This window comes from Streptomyces sp. 11x1, assembly GCF_032598905.1.
In the GTDB taxonomy this organism is placed as follows: domain Bacteria; phylum Actinomycetota; class Actinomycetes; order Streptomycetales; family Streptomycetaceae; genus Streptomyces.
On sequence record NZ_CP122458.1, the window covers coordinates 3,865,260 to 3,890,637 of the forward strand.

General features: G+C 71.1%; 19 protein-coding genes and 1 pseudogene. 7 read left to right on the forward strand and 13 right to left on the reverse strand.

Going from position 1 to position 25,378, the window contains the following annotated elements; genetic code table 11:
• Positions 1 to 126: 126 nt before the first annotated feature.
• Both P8T65_RS16705 and P8T65_RS16710 read right to left on the reverse strand, forming a co-directional pair.
• Positions 127 to 1,179 carry a BMP family ABC transporter substrate-binding protein gene (locus P8T65_RS16705; protein ID WP_316726137.1) on the reverse strand — a complete coding sequence of 351 codons (1,053 nt, stop codon included), beginning with the start codon at positions 1,177 to 1,179 and terminating at the stop codon, positions 127 to 129.
• A gap of 329 nt (positions 1,180 to 1,508) precedes the next feature.
• A complete protein-coding gene (locus P8T65_RS16710; protein ID WP_316726138.1) occupies positions 1,509 to 2,564 on the reverse strand; it encodes a BMP family ABC transporter substrate-binding protein in 1,056 nt (351 codons plus the stop codon).
• A 403-nt stretch (positions 2,565 to 2,967) separates the two neighbouring features.
• Here P8T65_RS16710 and P8T65_RS16715 point away from each other — a divergent pair, with 403 nt between their 5' ends.
• Positions 2,968 to 4,059, forward strand: a complete 1,092-nt coding sequence (locus P8T65_RS16715) for an IS630 family transposase (protein WP_316725954.1) — start codon at positions 2,968 to 2,970, stop codon at positions 4,057 to 4,059.
• On the opposite strand, the gene P8T65_RS16720 is transcribed toward P8T65_RS16715, so the two are convergent.
• From P8T65_RS16720 to P8T65_RS16740, 5 genes are all read right to left on the reverse strand, one after another.
• The gene (locus P8T65_RS16720) at positions 4,056 to 5,309 is read right to left on the reverse strand and encodes an amidohydrolase (RefSeq protein ID WP_184904325.1); all 1,254 of its coding nucleotides are present in this window, start codon (positions 5,307 to 5,309) and stop codon (positions 4,056 to 4,058) included. The two genes, P8T65_RS16715 and P8T65_RS16720, sit on opposite strands and share 4 nt — an antisense overlap.
• Before the next feature lie 493 nt (positions 5,310 to 5,802).
• Positions 5,803 to 6,909, reverse strand: coding sequence for a hypothetical protein (locus P8T65_RS16725; RefSeq protein ID WP_316726139.1), 1,107 nt, complete (start codon positions 6,907 to 6,909; stop codon positions 5,803 to 5,805).
• A gap of 142 nt (positions 6,910 to 7,051) precedes the next feature.
• A complete protein-coding gene (locus P8T65_RS16730) occupies positions 7,052 to 7,990 on the reverse strand; it encodes an N-acetylneuraminate synthase family protein (RefSeq protein ID WP_316726140.1) in 939 nt (312 codons plus the stop codon).
• 15 nt (positions 7,991 to 8,005) lie between these two features.
• Positions 8,006 to 9,307 (reverse strand): N-acylneuraminate cytidylyltransferase, encoded by a 1,302-nt coding sequence (locus tag P8T65_RS16735; RefSeq protein ID WP_316726141.1) that lies wholly within the window; start codon positions 9,305 to 9,307, stop codon positions 8,006 to 8,008.
• 44 nt (positions 9,308 to 9,351) lie between these two features.
• Positions 9,352 to 10,707 (reverse strand): DUF6716 putative glycosyltransferase, encoded by a 1,356-nt coding sequence (locus tag P8T65_RS16740; RefSeq protein ID WP_316726142.1) that lies wholly within the window; start codon positions 10,705 to 10,707, stop codon positions 9,352 to 9,354.
• Positions 10,708 to 10,905: 198 nt separating this feature from the next.
• Between P8T65_RS16740 and P8T65_RS16745 the strand changes: the two genes are divergently transcribed.
• The 4 genes and pseudogenes from P8T65_RS16745 to P8T65_RS16760 all read left to right on the forward strand — a co-directional run bounded on the left by P8T65_RS16745 (position 10,906) and on the right by P8T65_RS16760 (position 15,029).
• Entirely contained in the window at positions 10,906 to 11,883 is a 978-nt protein-coding gene (locus P8T65_RS16745) for a glycosyltransferase family 2 protein (protein WP_316726143.1), read from the forward strand.
• On the forward strand, positions 11,880 to 13,214 hold the full coding sequence (locus tag P8T65_RS16750) for an alpha-2,8-polysialyltransferase family protein (RefSeq protein WP_316726144.1): 1,335 nt from the start codon (positions 11,880 to 11,882) through the stop codon (positions 13,212 to 13,214). The genes P8T65_RS16745 and P8T65_RS16750 overlap by 4 nt, the downstream gene beginning before the upstream one ends.
• Before the next feature lie 24 nt (positions 13,215 to 13,238).
• Positions 13,239 to 13,922 (forward strand): annotated as a pseudogene (locus P8T65_RS16755) (hypothetical protein).
• 177 nt (positions 13,923 to 14,099) lie between these two features.
• Positions 14,100 to 15,029, forward strand: a complete 930-nt coding sequence (locus tag P8T65_RS16760; RefSeq protein WP_316726145.1) for a class I SAM-dependent methyltransferase — start codon at positions 14,100 to 14,102, stop codon at positions 15,027 to 15,029.
• A 27-nt stretch (positions 15,030 to 15,056) separates the two neighbouring features.
• Here P8T65_RS16760 and leuE read toward each other — a convergent pair whose 3' ends face one another.
• Both leuE and P8T65_RS16770 read right to left on the reverse strand, forming a co-directional pair.
• Positions 15,057 to 15,710, reverse strand: coding sequence for a leucine efflux protein LeuE (leuE, locus tag P8T65_RS16765; RefSeq protein ID WP_316726146.1), 654 nt, complete (start codon positions 15,708 to 15,710; stop codon positions 15,057 to 15,059).
• 140 nt (positions 15,711 to 15,850) lie between these two features.
• Positions 15,851 to 17,431: a methylmalonyl-CoA mutase family protein gene (locus P8T65_RS16770; RefSeq protein WP_316726147.1), complete on the reverse strand. Its 1,581-nt coding sequence runs from the start codon at positions 17,429 to 17,431 to the stop codon at positions 15,851 to 15,853.
• A 223-nt stretch (positions 17,432 to 17,654) separates the two neighbouring features.
• Between P8T65_RS16770 and P8T65_RS16775 the strand changes: the two genes are divergently transcribed.
• Positions 17,655 to 18,587, forward strand: coding sequence for a L,D-transpeptidase family protein (locus P8T65_RS16775; protein ID WP_316726148.1), 933 nt, complete (start codon positions 17,655 to 17,657; stop codon positions 18,585 to 18,587).
• Between the two features lie 314 nt (positions 18,588 to 18,901).
• On the opposite strand, the gene P8T65_RS16780 is transcribed toward P8T65_RS16775, so the two are convergent.
• The 4 genes from P8T65_RS16780 to P8T65_RS16795 all read right to left on the reverse strand — a co-directional run bounded on the left by P8T65_RS16780 (position 18,902) and on the right by P8T65_RS16795 (position 22,784).
• Complete coding sequence (locus tag P8T65_RS16780; RefSeq protein ID WP_316726149.1) at positions 18,902 to 20,215, reverse strand: hypothetical protein; 1,314 nt, start codon at positions 20,213 to 20,215, stop codon at positions 18,902 to 18,904.
• A complete protein-coding gene (locus tag P8T65_RS16785) occupies positions 20,215 to 20,901 on the reverse strand; it encodes an RNA polymerase sigma factor (RefSeq protein WP_316726150.1) in 687 nt (228 codons plus the stop codon). The genes P8T65_RS16780 and P8T65_RS16785 overlap by 1 nt, the downstream gene beginning before the upstream one ends.
• A gap of 384 nt (positions 20,902 to 21,285) precedes the next feature.
• A complete protein-coding gene (locus tag P8T65_RS16790) occupies positions 21,286 to 22,197 on the reverse strand; it encodes a hypothetical protein (protein WP_316726151.1) in 912 nt (303 codons plus the stop codon).
• Entirely contained in the window at positions 22,194 to 22,784 is a 591-nt protein-coding gene (locus P8T65_RS16795) for an RNA polymerase sigma factor (protein WP_184904348.1), read from the reverse strand. Before P8T65_RS16795 ends, P8T65_RS16790 begins: the two co-directional genes overlap by 4 nt.
• Before the next feature lie 341 nt (positions 22,785 to 23,125).
• Here P8T65_RS16795 and P8T65_RS16800 point away from each other — a divergent pair, with 341 nt between their 5' ends.
• A complete protein-coding gene (locus P8T65_RS16800; protein ID WP_316726152.1) occupies positions 23,126 to 25,222 on the forward strand; it encodes an FG-GAP-like repeat-containing protein in 2,097 nt (698 codons plus the stop codon).
• The last annotated feature ends 156 nt before the right edge of the window (positions 25,223 to 25,378 follow it).

Genomic DNA, 25,378 nt, shown 5'->3' on the forward strand with positions numbered 1-25,378 from the left:
CGTGCCCCGTTGAGCGGACGTAACCCCGCGGTTACTGGAGACTTCGGGAGGGCCTCGGTGGTGTCCGAGACCGCCCCTCGGTCGCCCGGCTGCTCGTGCTGCTGGGTGGGTCGGTCGCGACCTGGATCAGCTGGTCTTGACCTTGATCTCGCCGCTGATGATCTTCTCCTTGGCCGTGGCGATGGCCTCCTGGAGCTCGGTGTCGCTCTTGAACTTCGGGTTGGAGTCGGCGAGGCCGACCTCACCGGTCTTCAGATCGCCCCTGACGATACCGGTCCCGGGCTTGCCGTCCTCGACCGACTTCGCCAGGTTGTACACCGCCTTGGCGACGTCCTTCGTGGCCGAGGTCAGGATGGAGTCCTTGTACGTCGCGAGGGCTTCCTGCCGGTACTGGTCGGAGTCGACGCCGATCGCCCAGATCTTGTTCGCGGCGGCGGCCTCGATCACTCCCTGGCCCGACAGACCGGCCGCCGCGTACACGACGTCGGCCTTCTTCTCGATCTGGCCCTCGGCGGCCGTCTTTCCCTTGTCGGGGCTGGAGAAGCCGCCCTCCTCGGCCGTCTGGGTGAGGTACTGGGTGAGCACCTTGGCCTTGGGGTTGGTGTCCTTGACGCCCTGCGCGAAGCCCGCCTGGAACTTGTGGATCAGCGGGATGTCCACGCCGCCGACGAAGCCGACCGTGTTGGTCTTGGTGGCCTTCGCCGCCGCGACGCCCGCGAGGTACGAGGCCTGCTCCTCGGAGAAGACCAGGTCCGCGACGTTGTCCAGCTGCACCGTGGAGTCGTCCACGATGCCGAAGGTGGTGTCCGGGTACTGCTCGGCGGCGGCCTTCACGGCCGTCGCGTAGGCGTAGCCGACACCGACGACCGGGTTGTAGCCCTGCTTCGCCAGGGAGACCAGGCGCTGCTCCTTGTCGGCGTCCGTCTCGCCCTCGGTGGGCTCGATGTCCTGCGTCTGGTACCCGAACTCCTTCTTCGCCTTCTCCAGGCCCGCGTACGCGGCGTCGTTGAAGGACTGGTCGCCCTTGCCGCCGACGTCGTACGCGATGGCGAGGCCCTTGTCGCCCTTGGAGTCGGCCGAGGACGAGGCGTCCGTCGACGTACCGCCGCAGGCGGAGAGGGCGAGGGCGAGGGAGGCGGTCGCTGCGCCTGCGACCGCGAGGCGGGAAACCCGGCGCATTTGTGGTGCTCCTGTCGTACAGCGCCGGGGGGACTGGGCAGTAGTGCTGCCCGGCATCGGCGCCTTGTATGGCTTTCGCCGCAGAGTAACGCGCGTAGACCCTCCGGGTGAAGCCTGGTGGACCACGTTGTTATGGGGCCGTGTTGCAAGGGTGCCCGGGGGTCACGCGGGGGTGTCGGGGGTCGCGTTTCGGGTGCGGGTGCGTTGTGGCTGGTCGCGCAGTTCCCCGCGCCCCCCAAGGACATGGGTGCACCCGGCGTTGGAACGTGAAGCGGGCGGGTGTACATGTACACCCGCCCGCTGTCAGGACACTTTCGAAGGCGTGACCGTTACTCGGTCTTCACCTTGATCGTGCCGTCGATGATCTCCTCCTTGGCCTTGGCGACCGCGTCCGAGAGGCCGGCGATCTCGGCCATCTTCGGGTTGGAGTCGGCGAGGCCCACGCCGTCGACCTTCAGGTCGAAGGTCTGGACGCCGGTGAGGGGCTTGTCGTCCTCGACGGACTTGGCGAGGGCGTAGACCGCGCCGCCGACGTCCTTGAGGGCGGAGGTGAGGATGTACTCCTTGTAGGGAGCCAGGGCCTCCTGGTTGTACTGGTCGGAGTCGACACCGATCGCCCAGACCTTGGCCTTGGCGGCGGCCTCGATGACACCCTGGCCGGAGAGGCCGGCGGCCTGGTAGAGGACGTCCGCGTTCTTCTCGATCTGGCCCTCGGCGGCGGCCTTGCCCTTGTCGGGGCTGGAGAAGCCGCCCTCTTCGGCCGTCTGGGTCAGGTACTGCGAGATGACCTTGACCTTGGAGTTGGTGTCCTCGACGCCCTGCTTGTAGCCGGCCTCGAACTTGTGGATCAGCGGGATGTCGACACCGCCGATGAAGCCCACGGTGTTCGTCTTGGTGGCCTTGGCGGCCGCGACACCGGCGAGGTACGAGGCCTCCTGTTCGGCGAAGACGAGGGACGCGACGTTGTCGCCCTCGACGACCGAGTCGACGATACCGAAGGTGGTGTCCGGGTACTGCTTGGCGGCGGCCTCCATGGCCGGGCCGTAGGCGAAGCCGACACCGATGACCGGGTTGTAGCCCTGCTTGGCCAGGGACTCCAGACGCTGCTGCTTGTCGGCGTCCGTCTCGCCCTCGGTGGGCTCGATGTCCTCGGTCTGGTAACCGAACTCCTTCTGAGCCTTCTCCAGGCCCGCGTACGCGGCGTCGTTGAAGGACTGGTCGCCCTTGCCGCCGATGTCGTACGCGATCGCGAGGCCCTTTTCGCCCTTGCTGGTCTCGCCGCCGTTGCTGCTGCTCTCGCTGCTGGTGCCACCACAGGCCGTGGCGGCGAGCGCCAGCGACGCGACCCCCACCGCGACGCGGGTCAGTTTGGAAATCCGACGCATCTTGAAGTTCCCCATCTTCTCCAAAGCCCCGCGACCGGGTGCTCAGTTCGGCGCACATTAACGCGCGTAGACACTCCTGGGAACGGGGTTTCGACTGGCCGTTATCCATTCGTGCCGGTGGCCGTTACGCCCTCGTGAACCAGGGGATCGAAAGGGACGTCTCGGGCACGGGGCCTTTCGCGTCCCTCGCTTTCCGTGTACAGGGGGTGACTTCAGCGTGAGAGTGCGCGGTCCGCACGGGGCTCGTACGGACACGCGCACCAGGCTGCCGCGAGGGTGGGCGGGGCGCAAGCCGAGGGCTCGGGAGGGTTGGGCCCTTCTGATGGACAGCCGCCCCTTCTCCCACGGAGATCCATCAGAAGGGCCCTAGTGACCTGAGTCAGAGGTTCGTCGTTGGTTCGGTATGAGTCGTCCTGGCCCGAAGATCCCGCCGTTGTCGTTGACCGATGCCCAGCGTGAGGTGCTTGAGGGGTGGGTGCGTCGCCGGTCGACCGCGCAAGCTCTGGCTCAGCGATCCCGGATCGTGCTGGAGTGCGCCGAGGGGCACTCGATCATGGAGGTGTCACGACGGCTGAAGGCCGCTCCGGACACGGTCCGCACCTGGCGAAGGCGGTTCCTTGACCACGGCCTGGACGGCCTGTGCGACGAGCCGAGGCCCGGTGTCCCGAGGAAGATCACCGATGCCGATGTCGAGCGGGTGATCGTCAAGACCCTGGAGGAGAAGCCGGCCAACGCCACCCACTGGTCAACCCGGTCGATGGCCGCGGCCACCGGCATGTCGCAGTCGGCGATCTCGCGGATCTGGCGGGCGTTCGCCTTGGCCCCGCACCGCTCGCAGACGTTCAAGCTCTCCACGGATCCGCTGTTCATCGACAAGGTCCGCGACGTGGTGGGCCTGTATCTCGACCCGCCGGAGAAGGCACTGGTGCTGTGCGTGGACGAGAAATCCCAGATCCAGGCCCTGGACCGCTCACAGCCGGTGCTGCCGATGATGCCCGGGGTGCCCGAACGCCGCAGCCACGACTACGTCCGCGCCGGCACCACCACGCTCTTTGCGGCACTGGAGGTGGCAACCGGCAAGGTGATCGGTTCACTGCACCGCCGGCACCGGGCCGCAGAGTTCAAGAAGTTCCTGGCCAAACTCGACAAGGAGGTGCCTGCGGACCTCGAGGTGCATCTGATCCTGGACAACTACGCCACCCACAAGACACCCGCGATCAAGAAGTGGCTGGTGGCACACCCCCGTTTCCGTCTGCACTTCACGCCCACCGGCTCATCGTGGCTGAACCTGGTGGAGCGATGGTTCGGCGAGCTGACAGCGAAGAAGCTCCGCCGCGGTGTCCACCGCTCGGTCCAGGCACTCGAGCGCGACATCCGGTCCTGGATTGCCGGTTGGAACGACAACCCCCGCCCCTTCGTCTGGACGAAGACCGCCGACGAGATCCTCGACAAAGTCGCCACCTACTGCCAGAGAATCTCTGACTCAGGTCACTAGCGGCCGGCCGCGTCGAGGACCCGCATGCGGGCGTCGAGGAGGGCGGCAGCGGTGAAGAGCTCGACGCCCACGGTGATGGCGTGTTCGTCGGCGTCGAAGTCGCCCTGGTGGAGGTCGCGGACGGTGAGGTCGCCCGGACGGCGGACGCCCAGGCGGGCCATGGCGCCGGGGACGTGCTCCAGGTACCAGGAGAAGTCCTCGCCGCCGAGGCTCTGCTCGGTGTCCTCGACGGACTTCACGCCGCGGCGGGCCACCATCGAGTCGTGCAGCAGTTCGGTGACGACGGGGTCGTTGACGACCGGCGGAACGCCCCGGATGTAGTTGATCTCGGGCTTGGCGCGGTGCATGACCGCGACCTCCTGGACCGCCTCGTGGATGAGGTCGGGGGCCTGCCGCCAGGCGTTGATGTCCAGGCAGCGGACGGTGCCGGAGAGCTCGGCGTGCTGCGGGATGACGTTCGGCGCGTGGCCCGACTCGATGCGGCCCCAGGTCACGACGAGCCCGGCGCGGGCGTCGAAGCGGCGGGCGACCAGCGCGGGCACGTCGGTGACGACCCGGGCGGCGGCGGTGACGAGGTCGGTGGTGAGGTGCGGGCGCGCGGTGTGGCCGCCCGGGCCGTCCAGGGAGAGCTCCAGCCGGTCGCAGGCCGAGGTGATGGGGCCGTGGCGCAGCCCGATGCGGCCCGCGTCGACGCGGGGGTCGCAGTGGACGGCGATGATCCGGCCGACGCCTTCGAGCGAGCCGGTCCTGATGACGTCCGCGGCGCCGCCGGGCAGCACCTCCTCGGCGGGCTGGAAGATCAGCCGCACGGGGCGGGGCAGCTCTCCCCTGCGGTGCAGGTCGGCGAGGACGAGGCCGGCGCCGAGGACGACGGTGGTGTGCACGTCGTGGCCGCAGGCGTGGGCGCGGTCCGGGACGGTGGAGCGGTAGTCGCAGTCCACCTTGGTGTCCGGGATCGGGAGGGCGTCGATGTCGGCGCGCAGGGCGAGCGCGGAGTGGTCGGCGCCGCTCCAGTCGCCGATGTCACAGATGAGTCCGGTCCCGGTCTCGAGCACACGCGGCCTGAGCCCTGCCTTCTCCAGGCGGGCCTTGATCGCGGCGGTCGTACGGAACTCCTGGTTGCCGAGCTCCGGGTGCATGTGCAAGTCGCGGCGGAACGCGACGAGTTCGGCACGCAGGGCTTCCGGCAACGTGCCGGGGAGCGACGCTTCGGCTTCCCCTGGCAGATCGGCCTCGGACTCTCGGGACATCAGTTGGTTCACCCTCTGAAGGGTAGGGCGATCGGGCGACCTTCTAACCTCGATCAACAAAAAATCAGCCTGTAAGGGGAAGTTTTCCGGCCGCACAACGCATACGTATTGGCAAGGATGGGTATACCCGTCCGTCTTTCGGTGCGGGTGGCCCTCGGAGACGGGAGCGCCGGGTTTGCCCGCGAATCCCATCGACTAAACGTCCGGGGGTGCCCGGACGATTCCCACACTCCACCCTTACCACGTTCGCGTCGCCCCACGGTGCCGGAACCGTCACCACCGTGCGACCGGGCGGCTACTTCCTGTGTTCGACCGTGCTGGCGGACCGCCGCCGCGCCCAGCTGGGACGGGGGCGGTGACCTGCGGTTGTGCGGGCGTGCGGGGTCGTCGGCGGTCGGCTGCCCGACCGGGTTGTGCAGGCGTGCCGGGGGTGACGGGGATCACGGCCGGCGCATGACCCGGGGCACAGGGTCCGCTGGTCCCGGCCGGGCCCTCAGGCCGACGCCACCGACGACAGCCGGTGGACGTCCCGGGCCGTGCCCGTGACGCCGGACAGGAAGCCCTGGGCGCGGGGGGAGGCGTTCTCGGTGAGCCACGCCGGGTCGATGTCGCAGACGGCGACGCGCACGTCCGTCCCGGCCAGGGCCAGGGGGAGGGTGTGGACGACCGTCGACGGGAAGCTCAGGATCGTCCGGCCGATGGGGCCGCGGCGGGCGATGAGCTCCAGGGGAAGGTCGGGGCGGACGATCTCTAGGCCGGTCTCCGCGCCGAGGGTGTGGAGTTTCTCGGCGCTCTCGCGGCGGTGCGCGAAGTAGCGCGTGGCGCCGTGGGCCTTCGCGAGGGAGCGGACGGCTTCGCGGTAGCGGTCGCCGTCCACCACTCCGGTCTCCACGAGGGAGGTGCCCACGAGGTCGGCGCCCTTGGTGATGCGGGGCGGGCCGAAGCGGGAGCGGGTCCAGGCGAAGTCATTGGCCGTGACGAAGACGCCCTCGGGGGTCTCGTCGATCGGCATGGAGGAGAACACCTCGACTCGTCGGCCGCCGACCGGGGTGAGGCGTTTGCGGGCCCTGGAGGAGACCGGGGCGAAGATCAGGTCGCGGGGGCCTGGGCGGCCGCCCTTGCGGTGCCAGCGTACGAGGCGTTCGCCGCGGGCCAGCTGGGAGACGAACTCCATGGTCGCGGTGCCGTCGTCGACGACGACCACGTCGGATGCCCGGGTGATGGTCAGCAGGAGCTGGACGTAGCGGGAGAAGGGGTCGCCCAGGACGATGCGGCGCGCGGCGCGCAGTAGCGGGGCGAGGCCGCCGACGGTGCGGAAGGGGGCGGTGGTGCCGCCGCGCGCCTCCTCCCAGCGCACCTCGTGGCCCTCGTCCCGGGCCAGCTCCGCCATCCGGCGCAGCTGGCCCCGGGTCATGGGGTCGTTGGGCGACAGGACCACCAGGGTGAGCCCCGCGCCACCGGAACGGAAGGGCCCCGCAGCAGGGTCCTCGGGGGTGCCGAGGGCGTGGGTGTGCGCCCACTCCAGCACGTTCAGGAGCTGTACCGGGCTCTCGACGAAGGCGAGAGTGCGGGAGCCGGCGGTTCCGATGCGGGGGCTCATCGACGTATGTCCGTCGCTTCCGGGAGTACGGATGGTGGGGGCGGGGCTGGGGATCGCTCGCCGACGGTGGCGGGTGCCGCCGTGGACCGCGGGCCACCCGTGCCGCCCCGGCGCACGACGGCCCGCGGCCACCTGCGGTCGGTCAGACGCCGACCGGCTCGCCCGCCGCCACCGCGATCTCCGCCTCGGCGACGACGCCGGGGACACGGCGCAGCTTCTTCATGGGGCCGAGCTCGGAGTCGTAGACCTTCTTGACGCCGTCACCGAGGGAGGCCTCGATGGTGCGGATGTCGCGGACCAGGCGGGTCAGGCCCTGGGGCTCGACGGAGGCGGCCTGGTCGGAGCCCCACATCGCGCGGTCGAGGGTGATGTGGCGCTCGACGAAGGTGGCGCCGAGGGCGACGGCGGCGAGCGTGGTCTGCAGGCCCGTCTCGTGGCCGGAGTAGCCGATCGGGACGTTCGGGTACTCGGCCTGGAGGGTGTTGATGACGCGGAGGTTGAGCTCCTCGGCCTTGGCCGGGTACGTCGAGGTGGCGTGGCAGAGCAGGATGTTGTCCGAGCCGAGGACCTCGACCGCGTGGCGGATCTGCTTCGGGGTGGACATGCCGGTGGAGAGGATGACCGTGCGGCCGGTGGCGCGCAGGGCGCGCAGCAGTTCGTCGTCGGTCAGGGAGGCGGAGGCCACCTTGTGGGCGGGGACGTCGAACTTCTCCAGGAAGGCGACGGCCTCGGTGTCCCACGGGGAGGCGAACCAGTCGATGCCCTTCTCCTTGGAGTACTCGTCGATCTGGCGGTACTCGTCCTCACCGAACTCCACGCGGTGGCGGTAGTCGATGTAGGTCATGCGGCCCCAGGGGGTGTCGCGCTCGATGTCCCACTGGTCGCGAGGGGTGCAGATCTCGGGGGTGCGCTTCTGGAACTTGACGGCGTCGCAGCCGGCCTCGGCGGCGGCGTCGATCAGCTTGAAGGCGTTCTCCAGCTCACCGTTGTGGTTGATGCCGATCTCGCCGACGACGTAGACGGGGTTACCCGGGCCGGCGGTCTTCGAACCGAACGTGCGCAGACGGGAGTTGGTGCTCATCGTGGGACCAGTTCCTTACTTGTCGAGGGGGTCGAGAGAGTCGAGAGAGGGACCGAGGATCCAGCCGGCGATCTCCCGGATCGCGCCTTCACCGCCGGGGACGGTGGTGACCGCGCGTGCGGCGCCGCGTACGACGTCGTGGGCGCTGCCGACCGCCACGGGCCAGCCCACGAGGGCGAAGCACGGGAGGTCGTTGACGTCGTTGCCGACGTAGAGCACGCGCTCCGGCGCGATGCCCTGCTCCTCGCACCACTGCTTCAGTGCGAGGTCTTTGCGGTCGATGCCGTGCAGGACCGGGATCTTGAGCTTCCGGGCCCGTGCGGCGACGACCGGGTTCTGTTCCGTGGACAGGATGAGCATCTTCAGGCCGCTCCTGCGGAGGGCCGCGATGCCGAGTCCGTCGCCGCGGTGCACGGAGACGAACTCCCGTCCGTCGGAGTCGATCAGCACCCGGTCGTCGGTCTGGGTGCCGTCGAAGTCGAGGACTACGGCGTCGATGTCGTCGTAGGAGGGGAGGGTGCCGGGGCGGTTCGCGTCGAAGAGCGGCGCGAGGGCCTGGGCGCGGGCGAGGTCGTGCGGGTCGTCGATCTCCAGGACCCGGGCGGGGTCGGTGCGGACGGGTTCCGTACGGCCGAAGAAGCGGTGCTGGTGCTTGCGCAGTCCGGCCGCGTCCATGGCGTAGGCGGCGCCGGTCTCCAGCAGGTCCTGGGGGCGGTCCTGGCGGCGGGGGCGGAAGGACTTGTCGTGGTTGACGCCGTAGCCGCCGGCGGTGTCGGCGGGCTCCGGGGTCTCGCCGCCCGTACCTCCCGGGTGGGCGGCTCCGGCCGTCGCGGGCTCGTCCGCCGTGTCGCGCCAGATGAAGCCGTGGAACGGGGCGACGGTGAGGGCGGTGTCGGCGCCGTGTTCGACGACGGCGCGGGCGACGCCGTCGATGTCCTCGCGGAGGATGAACGGGCTGGTGCACTGCACGAGGAGGACGACGTCGACCGGGGCGCCGTGGCGGGACTCGTGGGCGTCCAGGGCGTGCAGGACGGCGGCCTCGGAGGTGGCGGTGTCACCGGCGATCGCGGCGGGGCGCAGCACGACCTCGGCGCCGGACTCACGGGCGGCGGCGGCGATGGCGTGGTCGTCGGTGGAGACGACGACGTCCGTCACCAGCTGGGCGGCGAGGCACTCGCGGACCGCGCGGGCCACCAGCGGAACGCCGCCGACGGGGGCGAGGTTCTTCGCGGGGACGCCCTTGGAGCCGCCCCGTGCGGGGATCACGGCGAGGACGCGGCGGGCGGAAGGCGCCTGCCCCGCTTCCGGGTTGGACATGTCGGGAACTCCTTGCGGCTCTTGCGAGGCGGTGGGGCGGCGGCTCACAGCTCCCCCATCCGGCGGATGACGGGCGCCACGCGCTGCACTCCGTGGCGGTAGGCGCCGCGCGCCGCCCGGCGCACGATCTGGCGTACGGGCCCGGCCTGCCGGTCCTCCGCGGGCGCCCCGGGCAGCGGTGCGCCGTCGGGGCCGAGGTGGTGGCGGGCGAGGATGCCGGGGAGGTAGCCGGGCGCGGTGACGGGCGTGTAGTACGGCGCGAGAGGCGGCAGTTCGGGCGCCGCGACCAGCTTCGCGATACGGGTACGGGCGGCGTCGAAGGCGGTGGCGTACGAGCCTCCCCCGGACTCCGTCCGGGAGGTGCCCCCCACCATGACCCCCTGCCGGGCCACCCACTCGGGGTCCGGCGTCGGCTCGTATCCGGCGTCCAGCTGGTCCCAGGAGGCGAGGCAGCCGGAGCCCACGAAGTGGTGGTTGCCGAGGGTCTCGCGGATCCCGAGGTCGGTGAGGACGACGGTGGGGATCCGGCGGTGCAGCGACTCCAGGGCCGCCGTGGAGCTGATGGTGACCAGCAGGTCGGTGGTGTCGAGGACCTCGCCCATGTTCCCGTACGCGAGACGGAAGTTGGCCGGCAGACCGCCGGGAAGCTTCTCCGTCAGCTTCTGGTAAGGCAGTTCCTCGATGTGCGTGGTGTGCTCGCCCGGCCTGGAGCGCAGCTTCAGCAGCACCTGGCGGTCCGGGTGCCGCCTCGCGTGCTGGACGAGGCGGTTCAGCAGGTACATACGGTCCCGGCGGTTGTCCGGGACGGACGGCTGTACGGCGAAGACGACCGTGTAGGGGCCGTCGGAGCCGGCGTACGCCTTGCCGCCCAGGAAGGGCAGCGCGACCTCGGTGACCGAGGAGGCGTCGGCGCCCACGCCCTCGTAGACGGCCCGGAAACGGTCCGCGTCCTGGCGGGAGTTGGCGAGGACGAGGTCCGCGCCGTGCCGCAGCAGCAGACCGTCGGCGAGCTTCTCGTAGACGACACCGACGTAGCCGGTGACGACCACGGGCCGCTTCGTCCGGCCGTCCCAGGCCCGGCGCAGGCCGTGCAGTATCGCCTGGACGCCCCCGCCGACGAGGGAGAGGACGATGACGTCGTACGCGTTCTCGCTCGTGTCCTCCTTCATGGCGCGCAGGAATTCGAGGCCGGTCACCTCGCGCAGGGAGTCGGGGCGGACCCCGACCTCCTGGAGCTGGCGGGCGGTGGGGGTGGCCCGGCCGCGCAGGAGGAAGCCGTCCAGGCGGATGTCCGCGTCCTTCGGAGCGAGACGGTGCGCGGTGAGCGCGCCCCATTTCCACCGGGTGTCGGAATCCGCGAGTACGGCGACTCGCAGGCTGTTCGTAGCACTTGCTGGCACATCGAAGACGCTAGGAAGCGATTCCGTTGATCGGCCCAACCCGAATGCAACAAAGGGTTAACAGCACATCGCCGAACGGCGAATCGGGGTGCGAATGACACCGGAAAGTATCTGGTTCACGGTTCCGCCACGCGTCGTTCACCTGACATCAAGCAGGTGGTCAAGACGAATGCCAGAGCGCCGCCTAACGTCACGGGGGTGGTCAAGCTCTCCGTCATCGTGCCGTTCTACAACGTGCAGCAATACGCGCCCGACACCCTGAAGAGCCTCGGAGCCAACGCTCGTGAGGACTTCGAATTCATTCTCGTCGACGACTGCTCCCGCGACGAGACACCGGACATTCTCGCGCGCGCGGAGCGCGAGCTGCCGGGGGCGGTGTACGTCAGACACGAGAAGAACGGAGGACTGGCGACCGCGCGCAACACGGGCATCGACAAGGCCCGCGGCGAGTACCTGACGTTCCTCGACGGGGACGACTGGCTCGCCCCCGGCTACTATCCCCAACTGCTGGGTGCCATCGAGGACTTGGGCTGCGACTTCGTGCGCACGGACCATGTCCAGTGCACCGCGCGGGCCCGCTCGGTCCACCGGGTGCCCAACGGGCGGCGGGGCGTGGTGATGAACCCGCGCGACGCGATCCTGCCCGCCGACCGCTCCACCTCCGTGGACTACGCGTACGCCTGGGCGGGCATCTACCACCGCCGGCTGGTCGACAAGGGCGTGCTGCACTTCACCAACGGGCTGCGCACGGCCGAGGACCGGCCGTGGATCTGGAAGCTGCACCGGGAGGCCGATTCGTTCGCCACGGTGGGGCTGCTGGGCGTCTTCTACCGGCGCGGTGTGGCTTCCTCACTGACCCAGATCGGCGACGTACGACAACTCGATTTCATTCGCGCATTCGACCAGGTCGTCGCGGAAACCGCGAAGGACCGGGACGCGGACAAACTCCTCCCCAAGGCCGTGCGCACCTATTGCGCGATCATCTCCCACCATTTGGGTTCCATCGAAAGGTTCGAGCCGGCGGTGGCACGGAAACTGAAGTCGATGAGCGCGGTCGCGCTGCGCGGAATGCCGCAGGACGTGCTCGACGAGGCCCTCGACTCCATGGATGTCCAGCGCGCCACCCGGCTGCGCCGGCTGCGCCGCCGTCCCGCCGCCACGGGGGTCGCCGCATGACCACGCAGATCTTCATGGCGTCCACCCTGTACGGCGTGGCCACGCTGGCCGCCGCCCTGGACACCGAGTGCTTCCGCCCCGCCGCCCGGCGCATCCTGCTGGTCTCCAACAACGCGGCGACCCCGGAGACGGCCCCCGGCCCGGACGAGATGCCCGGCTTCGAGCGGCTGCGGTCCCGCTTCGACGAGGTGATCTCCTGGAACGAGACCATCTCCCCCTTCCATCCCGGCGGCTGGTCCCCGCGCATGGACGACGTACCGCTGTGGGAGCGGCATCTGCGGCTGCTGTGGAACCTGGGGGACGACGACGTCGAACTGGCCGTGGAGTCCATCCAGGTCCACCCCGCGCTCGGCTTCACGCAGATCTTCACCGGCGCGCCGGTGACCGTGTACGCCGACGGCCTGATGAGCTACGGCCCCACCCGCAACAAGATCGACCCGCTGGTCGGCACCCGTATCGACCGGCTGCTCCACCTGGACCTCGTACCGGGGCTCGAACCCCTGCTGCTCACCGAGTTCGGGGTCGGGGCGGAGATCGTGCCGACGGACGCCTTCGTGAAGGTGCTGGCCGAACTCGTGGACACGGGTGACGAGTTGCCCGCGATCGAGGAGTCGGCGCTGCTGCTCGGCCAGTATCTGTCCGCGCTCGGCATCCTGACCGCCGAGGAGGAGGAGGACCTCCACGTACGGATGCTGAAGGGTGCCGTCGCGCTCGGGCACTCCAAGGTCGTGTTCAAGCCGCACCCCAGTGCCCCGGCCCGCTGGTCGCGCGGTCTGGAGAAGGAGGCGGAGCGGCTCGGCGCCGACCTGACCGTGCTGGACACGCCGGTCCTCGCCGAGGTGCTCTACCAGCGGATGCGTCCGGCCCTGGTCGTCGGCTGCTTCTCGACGGCCCTGCTGACGGCCTCCGCGCTGTACGGGCTGCCGGTGGCCCGCATCGGTACGGGCGCGCTGCTGGACCGGCTCGCCCCGTACGAGAACAGCAACCGGGTGCCCGTCACGATCGTGGACGCGCTGCTGCCGGAGCTGGGGGACGCGGCGGCCGTCGCCTCGCAGCGGCCGGGCACGGCGGTGTCCGACCTCAACAGCCTGGTCCGGGCGGTGGGGTTCGCGATGCAGTCGAAGATCTACCCGTCGCTACGGACGGAGACCGAGGCGTATCTGACGCGGCATCTGAGCACGCACACGCTGCGGTACTTCAAGCGGCGGCGGTTGACCTCGCTGGGGCTGCCAGGGGGCATTCCGGTGCAGCTCGCGTTCATTCCGCGTAACGCGACGGTGCGGCGAGTTGCTCGGCGGGCTCGGTCTCTCAAGCGCGCGACTTTGGGGTGAGCCCTCGTGCCTCCTTTGACGGAGATCGATGAACAGGTCGTCTCTCGGCAGCAGGTCCGTGGGGGCTGGTCGCGCAGTTCCCCGCGCCCCTATCGGGGCGCTGCTGCGGGCGTCGGTCGAGCAACGCCCCGGCTCTACGCGCTCGACGGGCTGCGCCTGATAGCCGCTCTCGCCGTCGCCGCCTATCACTACGGCGGGCGTGACGGCGAGATCGCGAAGGCCTGGGGGGCCTCGCCCGCCGTGCAGTTCCCCACCGCCCACAGTTGGCTGGTGCACCGCGACCGCCGGGACACCGCCGCCTGGCTGATCGTGGTCTTCAGTCTGCTGCTGAGCCAGTACCAGACGTTCGAGGCGATGTGGCACGCCCCGAACGCGGACTACTTCTCCTACCGCTCCCAGCTCGGCATCGTCGTCGCCGTCACCGTCGGCTTCGTGGCCGTCGGTGCCGTGGCGCTGGGCCTGCTGAACCGTGTCGACCGGCCCTGGCTGACCACTGCGGGGGCCCTGACGTACCCCTTCTACCTGGTGCACTAGCATCTGGGCTGGCCGGTGGTGCGGGCACTGCACCAGGGGCTGGGCGTTCCGTCGGCCCTGACCGTCGCGCTCTCCGTGGCGCTGATGCTGGCGCTCGCCTGGCTGCTGCGCCGGTGGGTCGAACGTCCGTTGCAGCCGCTGCTGCGGACGTCGCTCGGTGGACGTCGGCGCTGAACGGTCCCGGAACCTGGAATTGGCCCACTGTTCATGCGACGCGAGGATTCGAAAACGCTTCCGCGGAGAGGCTCCGCAGCATCCTTGACCGGGCCAAAGGCATCTCATAGGTTCCTGGCCCGTTCGCCTGTTCGCCTCGTCGACGCAAGAAGGTCTTCCGTCCTCATGACCTCTGAAATGACCTCTGAACACGGCACGGTCCGACTGCCCCGTGAGCTCGACGACGTCCCCGGCTGGTTCCCGGTGCTCGACCAACTGCTCGTCGACTGGTTCCTGAGCCGACAGGAGGTCGCGGGCGAGAGGGGCGACCTCCTGGAGGTCGGCGTCTACATGGGCAAGAGCGCCATCTTCCTCGGCCACCATCTCCAGGAGGGCGAGGCGTACACGGTCTGCGACCTCTTCGAGAGCGACGCACCGGACGACGCCAACGCGGCGGAGGCCACCAAGTCGTACCGCAGCACGCTCACCCGCCGGGCCTTCGAGGCGAACTACCTCTCCTTCCACGACGAGCTGCCGCGGGTGCTGCAGGGGCCCAGCTCGGTCGTCCCCGGCGAGGTCGAGCCACGTTCCTGCCGTTTCGTGCACATCGACGCCTCGCACCTGTACGAGCACGTCGAGGCCGACATCACCGCCGCCCGGGACATCCTCCTGCCGGGAGGCCTGGTCGTCCTCGACGACTTCCGCTCGGAGCACACACCGGGCGTCTCCATCGCCGCGTGGGAGGCCGTCCTCAACCGGGGCCTCAACCCCGTCTGTCTCAGCACGCAGAAGCTGTACGGCACCTGGGACGACCCCGAACCTCTCCAGGAGGCGCTGCTCGCCATGGTCGCGGACCGGGACGACTGCCACCTCAGCAACCAGCAGGCCGCCGGTCACCGCATCCTGCGCCTGAAGTCCAGGGGCATGAAGGCCCCGGCCTTCCCGAAGTCCCGCCACTGGACCGAGCCCGAGGCGCCGACTCCCGCCCCGGCTGTGCCCGCACCCCAGCCCGCGGCCCGCCGCCGCCCACCCCGGAGCCCCGCCCGGAAGCTGGCCGCGGACCTGCTGCCTCCGGTGGTGACGAGGGCGATCAGGAAGGCGCGCGCGGCAAACCGACCGGGGAGGTGAGCCGGGGCGGGGAGGGGCGCGGAGGGGCTAGGCGCTGCTCGCCAGGGACAGCTTGACCGCGAAGCCCAGGAACAGGGCACCCGCCGCCGAGGTCGCCCCCGCCGACAGTCTCTTCCGGCGGCGGAACGTGGCGGCCAGCCTGGTGCCGCTGAAGATCAGCGCGCTCAGGTAGAGGAAGCTGGCGAGCTGGGCGCAGGCGCCGAGGACCACGAAGGAGAGCGCCGGGTAGGCATAGCCCGGGTCCACGAACTGCACGAAGAAGGCGACGAAGAAGAGGATCGCCTTCGGGTTCAGCAGACTGATCACCAGGGCCCGCCGGAACGGCCGCTCGCCCTCCGCGACCTCATCGCCCGGCCCCTCCACCACCCGCTCGCGGCGGCTGCGCCACATCGCCCACGCGGCCCGCAGCATCCCGATCGCCAGCCACGACAGATAGCCGGCGCCCGCGTACTTCACGATCCCGAACAGCACGGCGTTGGCCTGCAGCAGCGAGGCCACTCCCGCCGCCGACAAGGTCATCAGCACGGTGTCGCCGACCCATACGCCGGCGGCGGCCCGATACCCGGTCCGTATCCCGCGCCGGGCGGCCACGGACAGCACGTAGAGGGAGTTGGGGCCGGGCAGCAGCACGATCAGGACGAGGCCCGCCAGATAGGTGGGGAGGTCGATGACACCGAACATGAGAAGGAGTGTCGCACGGAAGTCCGACATCCCGACATGCCCGTCCGAAGCCAGACGAATGCCATACAAGAGCCAGACAAAAGGGCGGTCGGAAGGCGGCCGTGGTCGATCGCGATCGACCGCAACTCACGCACGAGCGGTCAGAAAGCGTCGCTGGGGATGTACGTGCCCCACACCTCACGGAGGGCGTTGCACACCTCGCCCACCGTCGCGCGGGCCCTCAGGGCCTCGCGCATCGGGTAGAGGACGTTGTCCGTGCCCTCGGCGGCCTTCTTCAGGGCGGTCAGGGCCGTGTCGACCGCCTGCTGGTCGCGTCGCGCACGGAGCCCGGCCAGCCGCTCCGCCTGCTGGGCCTCGATCGCCGGGTCCACCCGCAGCGGCTCGTACGGCTCCTCCTCGTCCAGCTGGAAACGGTTGACGCCCACCACGACCCGTTCCCCGGAGTCGGTCTCCTGCGCGATGCGGTACGCGCTGCGCTCGATCTCGCCCTTCTGGAAACCGTGCTCGATGGCCGCGACGGCACCGCCCAGGTCCTCGACCTTCCGCATCAGCTCGACGGCCGCCGCCTCCACGTCGTCGGTCATCTTCTCCACGACGTACGAACCGGCGAACGGGTCGACCGTCGCCGTCACGTCCGTCTCGTAGGCCAGCACCTGCTGCGTGCGCAGCGCCAGACGGGCGCTCTTGTCGGTCGGCAGAGCGATCGCCTCGTCGAAGGAGTTGGTGTGCAGCGACTGGGTGCCGCCCAGCACCGCCGCCAGCCCCTGCACCGCGACCCGCACCAGGTTCACCTCGGGCTGCTGCGCGGTCAGCTGCACCCCGGCCGTCTGCGTGTGGAACCGCAGCATCAGCGACTTGGGGTTCTTCGCGCCGAACTCCTCACGCATCACCCGCGCCCAGATCCGACGCGCCGCACGGAACTTGGCGACCTCCTCCAGGATCGTCGTCCGGGCGACGAAGAAGAACGACAGCCGGGGAGCGAAGTCGTCCACGTCCATGCCCGCCGCGACCGCCGTGCGCACGTACTCGATCCCGTCGGCCAGGGTGAACGCGATCTCCTGCGCGGGCGAGGCACCGGCCTCGGCCATGTGGTAGCCGGAGATCGAGATCGTGTTCCACTTCGGGATCTCGGCCTTGCAGTACTGGAAGATGTCGGCGATCAGCCGCAGCGAGGGCTTGGGCGGGAAGATGTACGTCCCGCGCGCGATGTACTCCTTCAGCACGTCGTTCTGGATCGTGCCCGTCAGCCGGTCCGCCGGTACGCCCTGCTCCTCGCCGACCAGCTGGTACATCAGCAGCAGCAGCGCGGCCGGCGCGTTGATCGTCATCGACGTCGAGACCTTGTCCAGCGGGATGCCGTCGAACAGCACCCGCATGTCCTCGACGGAGTCGATCGCCACCCCCACCTTGCCGACCTCGCCGTGGGCGATCGGGGCGTCGGAGTCATGACCCATCTGGGTGGGCAGGTCGAACGCGACCGACAGCCCCATCGTGCCGTTGGCGATCAGCTGCTGGTAGCGGGCGTTGGACTCCACGGCCGTACCGAAGCCCGCGTACTGACGCATCGTCCACGGACGACCCGTGTACATCGACGGATACACACCCCGCGTGAACGGGTACGCGCCCGGCTCCCCCAGCCGTTCCGCCGGATCCCAGCCCTCCAGCACCTCCGGCCCGTACACCGGCTCGATCGGCAGCCCGGACTCCGACTCGCGCGCCATGATGTGTGCCTCCGTCTTGCTCGTCGCTTCGGACGCTCGCTTGTTACTCGTCAGTACAACGGCCTTGGCGTCGGACTGTAGCGGCGACCGTTGGTCCGGTGGAGTGCCCCTGGCTGGGACCTTGCTCACAACCATGCCCGTTTGTTCGCGACGGCTCACGTCCGGGCAACCTGTCCGGGAAGAACGACCGGACGCGGCCGATCATGAGACGACGGGGACCCCGATGCGTACCAAGGACATGCGGAGATCGGTGGCCGCGATCGCGGCACTCGCCATGGCCGGCGCCTGCACGGCCCAGGGGATCGAGGTGCACGGCGGCCAGCGCCAGCCCGTGCGCGTCGACGGGAGCGCCACGCCGAACGGCACTCCGAAGCAGGACGAAGGCGACGGCGACGGCGACGGCGGGGACCAGGCCGCGGGCGGGAGCCGAGGAAGCGGAAACGGAGGAAGCGGGAACGACGGCAAGGGGGTGCCCGAGGAGGCCCCGACGACCGCGCCGCCCTCCCCCACCCCCGCACCCCCCGCCCCGGTCCTCTGGTCCCAGGGCGACGAGGGCCTCGACGTACGCGAGTTGCAGGCCCGGCTGCGGCAGGTCGCCTGGCTCTTCGCGGGGCCCACGGGGACGTACGACGACCTGACGGTCCAGGCGGTCAAGGGCTTCCAGGGCAAGCGGGGGTTGCCGCGGACCGGGAAGACGGACAGCGTGACGTGGGCGCGGCTGCTGAACATGACGCGGGAGCCCGGCAAGTGGGAGCTGTACGCCTACGGCGGGCAGCCGGCCGCGTCACCCGATCCGCGCTGCATGACGGGCCGGGTGCTGTGCATCAGCAAGACGAGCCGCACGCTGCGCTGGATGGTGGACGGCAGGACGCTGACGACGGTCGAGGTGCGGTTCGGCTCGGATTACACCCCGACCCGGGAGGGCCTCTTCAGCGTCTACTTCAAGTCCCGCGACCACTGGTCGACCCTGTACGACACCCCGATGCCGTACGCGATGTTCTTCAGCGGCGGCCAGGCCGTCCACTACTCCTCCGACTTCGCGGCCCGTGGGTACTACGGGGCCTCGCACGGCTGCGTCAACGTCCGGGACAAGGCGGCGATCGCGCGGCTGTTCGACCAGGTCAGGAACGGCGACAAGGTCGTCGTGTACTGGTGACGCGTGACTGGTGACGGAAGATTTCGTGACGTGCGTCACATGACGCATAGCGGGAGGGCGCCAGGCGCGTCAGGGGGAGTACGGGGTCACGGGGGACCACGGGGGAAATACGGGGGTTATGAGGCGCGGGCGGGACCGGGGGAACGTGTCCCGCCCGCGCCGAGGTGCACGAGCCGTAGGTACGGGGGGAACCCCGGCTCAGTGCGACGGCCGATGACCAGTCGGCTCACTCATTACTGCGCCGGGGCCGCCAAAAGTGTTACCCGTTCCGCGAAAGAATTCGTGACGGATGCGAAAGCACAGGTCAGGAGGGGTCAGGAGGGGGTGATGCGGACGGCGACTTCGGTCCGCGCCGCTGAGGCGAGCTGACTCCGGTGGCCGTTGCCCCCGTTGCCCCCGTTGCCCTTGCCGCCCTTGTTCCCCTGGCCGCCCTTGCCGTGGCCATGGCCCTTGCCATGACCGCTGCCCTTGCCCTGGCCCTTGCCGTGCCCGGGGCGGTTCTTGCCCTTGCCGTCGCCGTGCCCGCCGCGGTGGGAGTCGTCGTCCTCGTCGGAGTCGCCGCCGGACCGCGGGCTGCCGTCACCGCCACCGGACCGGCCGGTGGAGTCACCTGAGTCCGCCGTACCGGACCCGCTCCCTGTGCCCCGGCCCACCCCGGTGCCCTCGCCCGGCCGCTTCTTCTTCGTGCCGGGGTAGTCGGAGCCGCCGGCCAGGACGCCCTCGCAGTACCGCTTCAGCTGCCCCTTGCCCTTGCCGCCCGCCGCGTCCTCCAGGCCGCGCCGACGGTCGGCCCCCAGGTCCTTGCCGTCGCGAACGTCACGGCAGGCGGAGCGGACCTTGTCCCACCACTCCTGGCCGGACGTGCCGTTCTTCCCGGAGTCCCCGGTCCGCCCGTCCTCGTCGGTGCCGTCACCGGAGGGGGCGTCGCCCTGCGCGGAGCCGTCCGGGGTCATCTCGGGTTTCGTGTCGCCCCACGCCCCCCGTCGGCCGTCGCCGTCCTGCGCTTTCGGTGACGGCGACGGCGACAGCAGCGGCCGGTCCGGCGACTGGCCGGCGGAGACGGTGGCGGAGGGTTCCGGTTCGCCGTCGCGGAACGCGGTCAGCGCACCGCCGCCGACCGCCACCGCGACCCCGCCGAGCATCCCGGCGGCCACGGCCGCGACCAGCCCGAACCGTACCGGCCTGCCCCAACGGGCCCGGTGTCCGTCGACCCCTGCCGGGCGCCCGGGACGTCCCAGGCGGACGAGCCCCGCGTCGGCGGCGGGCGTGTCGGCGGTGTGCGTACGGCTGCCACTGCCGCGGCCGGGCTCCACGGCCCGCCCGCCGTCGGACGAGAGGGCGGAACGGGCGGAGGTGGAGGAGGCAGAGGTGGCGGAGGTGGCGGACGTGGTCGCGTCGGAGGCGCGCGCTGTTCGCGCGCTGCGGAAGGCAGCCAACGCCGCTTCCTCGCCGGGGAGTTCGGGGCTCCGCGAGGACACCGGGGCGACATCGGCGGTCAGCGCGCCGAGCGCCTCGGCGAGCCGGGCGGCACGGTCACGGGTGTCGGCGTCGACGGCTTCGAGGGGCTCCCCACGCAGCAGCCGCTCCGCGGCGTCGCGGTTGAGCCACCTGTACTGCTCGTCGGCCATCACACATCCTTCTGCGTCCGCCAACGCGTATGCGTCACACCGGCGGACGAAGCCGCGCGTGCGCGCGGCCCTCTCGGTGGGGGTACGGCGTCCAGCGGATCGCCGGACTCCGGGTCGGCCTCACCGGCCGTCTCCGGATTCTCCCCGATCAGTTCGGCGAGCCGTTTCAGACCCCGGTGCGCGGCCGTCCGTACGGCTCCCGCACGCTTGCCCAGGGTCGCGGCCGCGGTCTTCGCGTCGAGTCCGACGACGACCCGCAGGACCACCGCCTCCGCCTGGTCCTGCGGCAGCTGGGCGATGAGGGAGAGCGTGCGGCCGGTGGCCAGGGCCTCCATCGCCTCGCCGGCCGTGTCGGACTCGGCGGCCCTGCCGGTCAGCTCGGTCTCGTCGCCGCCTATCGCGGGCCTGCGCCCCCGCATGCGTATGTGGTCGAGGGCCCGGTTACGGGCGATCCGCGCGGCCCAGCCGCGGAACCGGTCGGCGTCACCGCTGAACCGCTCCAGGTCACGGGCTATCTGGAGCCAGGACTCGGAGGTGACGTCCTCCGCGTCCGGATCGCCGACCAGCGTGCGCACGTACCCGAGCAGCCGTGGGTGCACCGAGCGGTACACAGTCCGGAACGCGGTCTCGTCCCCGTCCTGTGCCGCAAGCACCGCGGCGGTCAGCTCCGCGTCGTCCCCCAGCACCCGCGCGCGCCCCTCTTTGCGCTTCGACCGGGCCGCTCTCGCGGACCGAGTCCTCGCTGTCGTGGTCGTGGTCCTCAATGAATCCTGCGGTGCCGGGCCGTCGATGGTTGTGGTGGTCTTCCGCCATCCACGATCCGGCGCGAATGGCACGTTACGGCCTGAAACCGCTGGGCGTCCATGTCCGTAGAACATGCAACTAACTCGTGATGCGGCGAGGTGTGACAGAAAACGTGGACGCGGCGCTGTAGGTAGTACGGGTCGCCGCGCGGCCCGTGCCGCGCGACGGTCGGGGCCTCTCCTGTGGGGGGTGGCGGCCCCGACCGTTGCCATCGGCGGAGTGGCCGGGTGTCTTGCGAGTACGGGGGTCTTGCGAGCACGCCGGCCTCACTTCGTTCTCCGCGCCTCCTGAGGCGTTTCCGGCGCGGCCTGCGCCTTCGGTCCGGTCGGCCCGTTCGTCTCTCCGGGCCGGGGGGACTCCGGCCGGCTGTCGGCGCCGACCTCTCCGCTGCCGTTGCCGGAACCACTGCCGATGCCGTTGCCGGAGCCATTGCCGTTGCCGGTGCCCACGCCCGTGCCCGTGCCGTCGCCTGTGCGAGTGCCGCCCGTGCCCTTGCCGTCGTTCTGTCGGTCCTTCTGTCGGTCGGCCCGCCGGTCGGACTCGTCCGGGTTCCGGGACGCGCCGTCCTGGTCGGGCGTGCCGGAGGAGTCCGGTGCCGGAGGAGCCGTACGCGGAACGTCCGCGGGGCCGGGCCAGGTCGGGGCGCCGTCGGTGGTGCGGTCGTGCCGTTCGCGGTTCTCGTAGCTGCCGTGCTCCCGATCGGCTTCCTTGTCGCCGCGCGCGGCCGAGCCGATCGCCGCGAAGGCGACCCCGCCGAGGGTGAGGCTGGCCAGCAGGACGGCCAGGGTGGTGCGGACGGAGAGCTGGACGCGGCGCCGTGCGTTGGGCCGCCAGTCGTCGCGCCGCCGGGTGCGTGCGGTGCGGCCCCCGCTCTCCCGCGCGGCCCGGAAGGCGGCCACGGCTCGTGCCTCCCCCGCGCTGTCGGCCGGCGCGTCGGCACGCACGGCGGCGGCGAGAAGCGAATCGACGGAGGGGGTGTCCCGCACGGCGGCAGGCGAGGTGTCAGGGTAGGCGGGAGACGGGGCGTCCCGGAACTCGGGGGACGGTGGGACGGAGGCAGCGGAGGTGTCGTCCCGCTCTCCGTTGTCAGGCCGGTCGCTCATGTCCGGCTCCGTCCTGCCCGACGGCATCTCGCGCCCTTCCCTCTCGCCGTGCGTCCCGGCGTCGCTGTCGGTCATCTCGACTCCCCCAGCGTCCGGGGGCCGTCATCCGTCACACCCTCGCTCCGCAGGAGCTGGGCGAGACGCTTCAGGCCCCGGTGGGTGGCGGTACGGACCGCGCCGGGGCGCTTGCCGAGGACACGGGCGGCGGCGGGGCCGTCGAGGCCGACGACCACGCGCAGCAGCACGGCCTCGGCCTGGTCACGCGGCAGCCGGGCGACCAGTGCAAGGGCCTGTTCGGTGGAAAGGCTCTCCAGCGCCTGGTCCGGGGTGCTGTGCGTGCCGGGCAGTTCCAGCAGGTCGTTCTCCAGCGCGGTCGCCCGGGGTCTGACCCGCTGGCGCCGCAGATGGTCCAGGGCCCGGTGCCGGGCGATGGTCGCGCTCCAGCCGCGGAAGCCCGCGCCGTCGCCCTTGAACCGCCCGAGGTCCCGTGCGATCTCCAGCCAGGCGTCCGAGGCGACATCCTCCGCGTCGTCCCCGACGATGCCGCGCAGATACCCCAGCAGCCCCGGCTGCACGAGCCGGTACGCCACCGCGAACGCGGCCTCGTCCCCGGCCTGGGCCCGCGCGACGGCCGCGCCCAGCTCCCCGTCGTAGGCCTGCACGCGCCGCGGTTCCCCTCCCTGGCCCCGAACTGTCCGGGACAGTGCCAAGTCAGTGCCGGGATCGCCTTCCGAGGGCCGTCCCGGCCAACGCCCAGGCCCCCACGTTGATCTGCGTCACGCCTCGCGGAAGTGTCACAGCGGCCGGTACACCCCGCGCATCACCCCTCCGCCCTCCGGGCATTGGCCGCACATCGCCCGGAAGCGGGAAGACCGCCCCCGCGTGACATAGGCCACACCCGCACCCCCCGATGCCGATCTCCGTGAAGTCCTGTGCGCTGAATAGAGGGGCCACCCCTGCGCCGGGGCGGCGCCTTCGTACCGTTCATCCAGGGGTGGGGCATTTGAGTCACCGTAGGAGCCATGCGTCGGAGCCGCTGGGGCCGAGGCGGCGGGGCTGGCTGACGTTGGGGGCCGTCGTGGCCGGTGGCGCGGGCCTCGTGTCGTACGCCGTGGTCGGTCCGGGCGTCGGCACGGCCGCCGCCGACGACGTACCCACCGCCCGCCCCTCGACCGTCACCCGCCCCCCGATCATCAGCAGGGCCGCGTGGGGCGCGGACGAGGCGGCCGTGACGGGAACGCCCGGGTACAACGACCGGATCAGCGCGGTGTTCGTCCACGACACGGGCGGCCCCAACGCCTACAGCTGCGCCGAGTCGCCCGCCCTGATCCGCGCGCTCATGGCCGACGACATCCAGGCGGCGGGCCGGGGCGACCTCGGCTACAACTTCGTCGTCGACAAGTGCGGCCGTATCTACGAGGGCCGGGCGGGCGGCGTGGACCTGTCGGTGCGCGGCGCGCACACCCCCGGCTTCGACGGGGAGTCCACGGGCGTCGCGGTCCTCGGCGACTTCGATGGCGGCGGCGCGCCGAACCGGGCGGCCGTGGAGTCCGTGGCACGGCTGGCGGCGTGGAAGCTGGGCCAGTACGCGGGCGACCCCACGGGCAGGGTGACGCTGACGGCGTCCGAGGACACCGGCGTGTACTCGGGCGGCGAGTCGGCGGAGCTGGACGTCATATCCGGCGGCAGCGACGCGGCGTCCCTCACCTCCCCCGGAGCCGGTCTCTACGCCGAGCTCCCCGAGATACGACGCTACGCCGCCTCCCCGGCCCGCGCATCCGCGATCCCGACCGCCGACTACACGGGCGACGGCGTGATCGACCTGGTGGTGCCGACCCCCCGGACCGGCAGCGGTTGGGTCACCCTGGTGCCGGGTGGTGCGGGCGGGCCCGTCCCGACCGCCAGGCTCCGCCTGAACCAGGCGAGCGCGGGCGTGCCGGGCGCCGCCGAGTCGGGCGACCGGTGGGGCGCGGCGACCGCGTGGGGCGATGTCGACGGTGACGGGTACGCGGATCTCGTGGTCGGTGCGCCCGGCGAGGACGACACCACCGGGCACGCGGACCGGGGCGCGGTGACGATCCTCTACGGGCCGTCCTTCACCGACGGCGCCGACACCATGGCCCTCGGCGACGACTACGAGCCGGCCGGCGCGCGGTTCGGCGCGACCGTGGCGACCGGGGACTTCAACGCGGACGGCAGGGCGGACGTGTTCACCGCCGCCACCGGGACGGGCGGCAACTGGGCGGCCCGCTTCGGCGACGGCCACGAGGTCGCCGGGGACCTCACCACGGCAACCGGTTCCCTCGCCTACGCGGACGCCGCGACCGGCGACTTCAACCGGGACGGCTACGCCGACGTGGCCCTCAACTACCGTGACGCGTCCGGCGTCGGCCGGATCGTCTGGTTCAAGGGCTCCCGGTCGCTGGGGCTGACGAAGGCGGCGACCCTGACCGTGAAGGGCGGCCGCGCCGTCGCGGCGGGCGACATCGACGGGGACGGTTACGACGACCTCGTCGTCGGACAGCCGTACGCCTCCGAGTCCGGCGGCAACGCCGGCGGCCAGGTGACCGTGGTCCCCGGCACGTCCACCGGGCTGGGCTCGACGGGGACGCGGACGGTCCACCAGGCCACGGCGGGGGTGGAGGGCGCCTCCGAGACCTCGGACGGCTTCGGCTCCTCGGTCGCCGTCGGCGATGTCGACGCCGACGGGTACGCCGACGTGCTGACCGGGGCGCCGAACGAGGACATCACCCGGGCCGGGAAGAACCGGCCGAACGCGGGGTCGGTGTGGCTGCTGAAGGGGGCCGCCGCCGGGGTGAGTGGAGCGGGGTCCGTGGCGTTCTCGCAGGACGCGCCGGATGTGCCGGGCTCGACCGAGGCCGAGGACAAGTTCGGGTCTGCGGTGTCGGGGGCGGATGTCACCGGGGACGGGTACGGCGATGTGCTGGTCGGGGTGGAGGGGGAGGACGCAGGAAACGGCACGGTGCTGTTCATGCCGTCGGTGGACGGCGTGCCGGTGGCTTCCCGGTCCGTGTACTACGGCGTCACGCAGTTGGGTGCGCCGGGGGGCGCGCGTCTGGGGCAGCTCCTGACGCCGTAGCCCGGCTTTTCCTCGCCCCCGCCGCCCCTGCCCGTCCCTCCACTCTCGGCTTCGCTCGAGCGGGAGGTGCCCCCACCCAGGGGCTGCGCCCCTTTGCCCCCCATCCGCGGGCCCAGTGGGGGCTGGTCGCGTAGTTCCCCGCGCCCCTTGAGGGCC

Excerpts from the sequence above, each read along its gene's own strand:
- P8T65_RS16705 (WP_316726137.1), bottom strand. The coding sequence starts at position 1,179 with ATGCGCCGGGTTTCCCGCCTCGCGGTCGCAGGCGCAGCGACCGCCTCC.
- P8T65_RS16735 (WP_316726141.1), bottom strand. The coding sequence starts at position 9,307 with ATGTCCAACCCGGAAGCGGGGCAGGCGCCTTCCGCCCGCCGCGTCCTC.
- P8T65_RS16715 (WP_316725954.1), top strand. The coding sequence starts at position 2,968 with ATGAGTCGTCCTGGCCCGAAGATCCCGCCGTTGTCGTTGACCGATGCC.
- P8T65_RS16725 (WP_316726139.1), bottom strand. The coding sequence starts at position 6,909 with ATGAGCCCCCGCATCGGAACCGCCGGCTCCCGCACTCTCGCCTTCGTC.
- P8T65_RS16780 (WP_316726149.1), bottom strand. The coding sequence starts at position 20,215 with ATGGCCGACGAGCAGTACAGGTGGCTCAACCGCGACGCCGCGGAGCGG.
- P8T65_RS16720 (WP_184904325.1), bottom strand. The coding sequence starts at position 5,309 with ATGTCCCGAGAGTCCGAGGCCGATCTGCCAGGGGAAGCCGAAGCGTCG.
- P8T65_RS16775 (WP_316726148.1), top strand. The coding sequence starts at position 17,655 with ATGCGTACCAAGGACATGCGGAGATCGGTGGCCGCGATCGCGGCACTC.
- P8T65_RS16710 (WP_316726138.1), bottom strand. The coding sequence starts at position 2,564 with ATGCGTCGGATTTCCAAACTGACCCGCGTCGCGGTGGGGGTCGCGTCG.
- P8T65_RS16760 (WP_316726145.1), top strand. The coding sequence starts at position 14,100 with ATGACCTCTGAACACGGCACGGTCCGACTGCCCCGTGAGCTCGACGAC.
- P8T65_RS16770 (WP_316726147.1), bottom strand. The coding sequence starts at position 17,431 with ATGGCGCGCGAGTCGGAGTCCGGGCTGCCGATCGAGCCGGTGTACGGG.
- P8T65_RS16790 (WP_316726151.1), bottom strand. The coding sequence starts at position 22,197 with ATGACCGACAGCGACGCCGGGACGCACGGCGAGAGGGAAGGGCGCGAG.
- leuE (WP_316726146.1), bottom strand. The coding sequence starts at position 15,710 with ATGTTCGGTGTCATCGACCTCCCCACCTATCTGGCGGGCCTCGTCCTG.
- P8T65_RS16730 (WP_316726140.1), bottom strand. The coding sequence starts at position 7,990 with ATGAGCACCAACTCCCGTCTGCGCACGTTCGGTTCGAAGACCGCCGGC.
- P8T65_RS16750 (WP_316726144.1), top strand. The coding sequence starts at position 11,880 with ATGACCACGCAGATCTTCATGGCGTCCACCCTGTACGGCGTGGCCACG.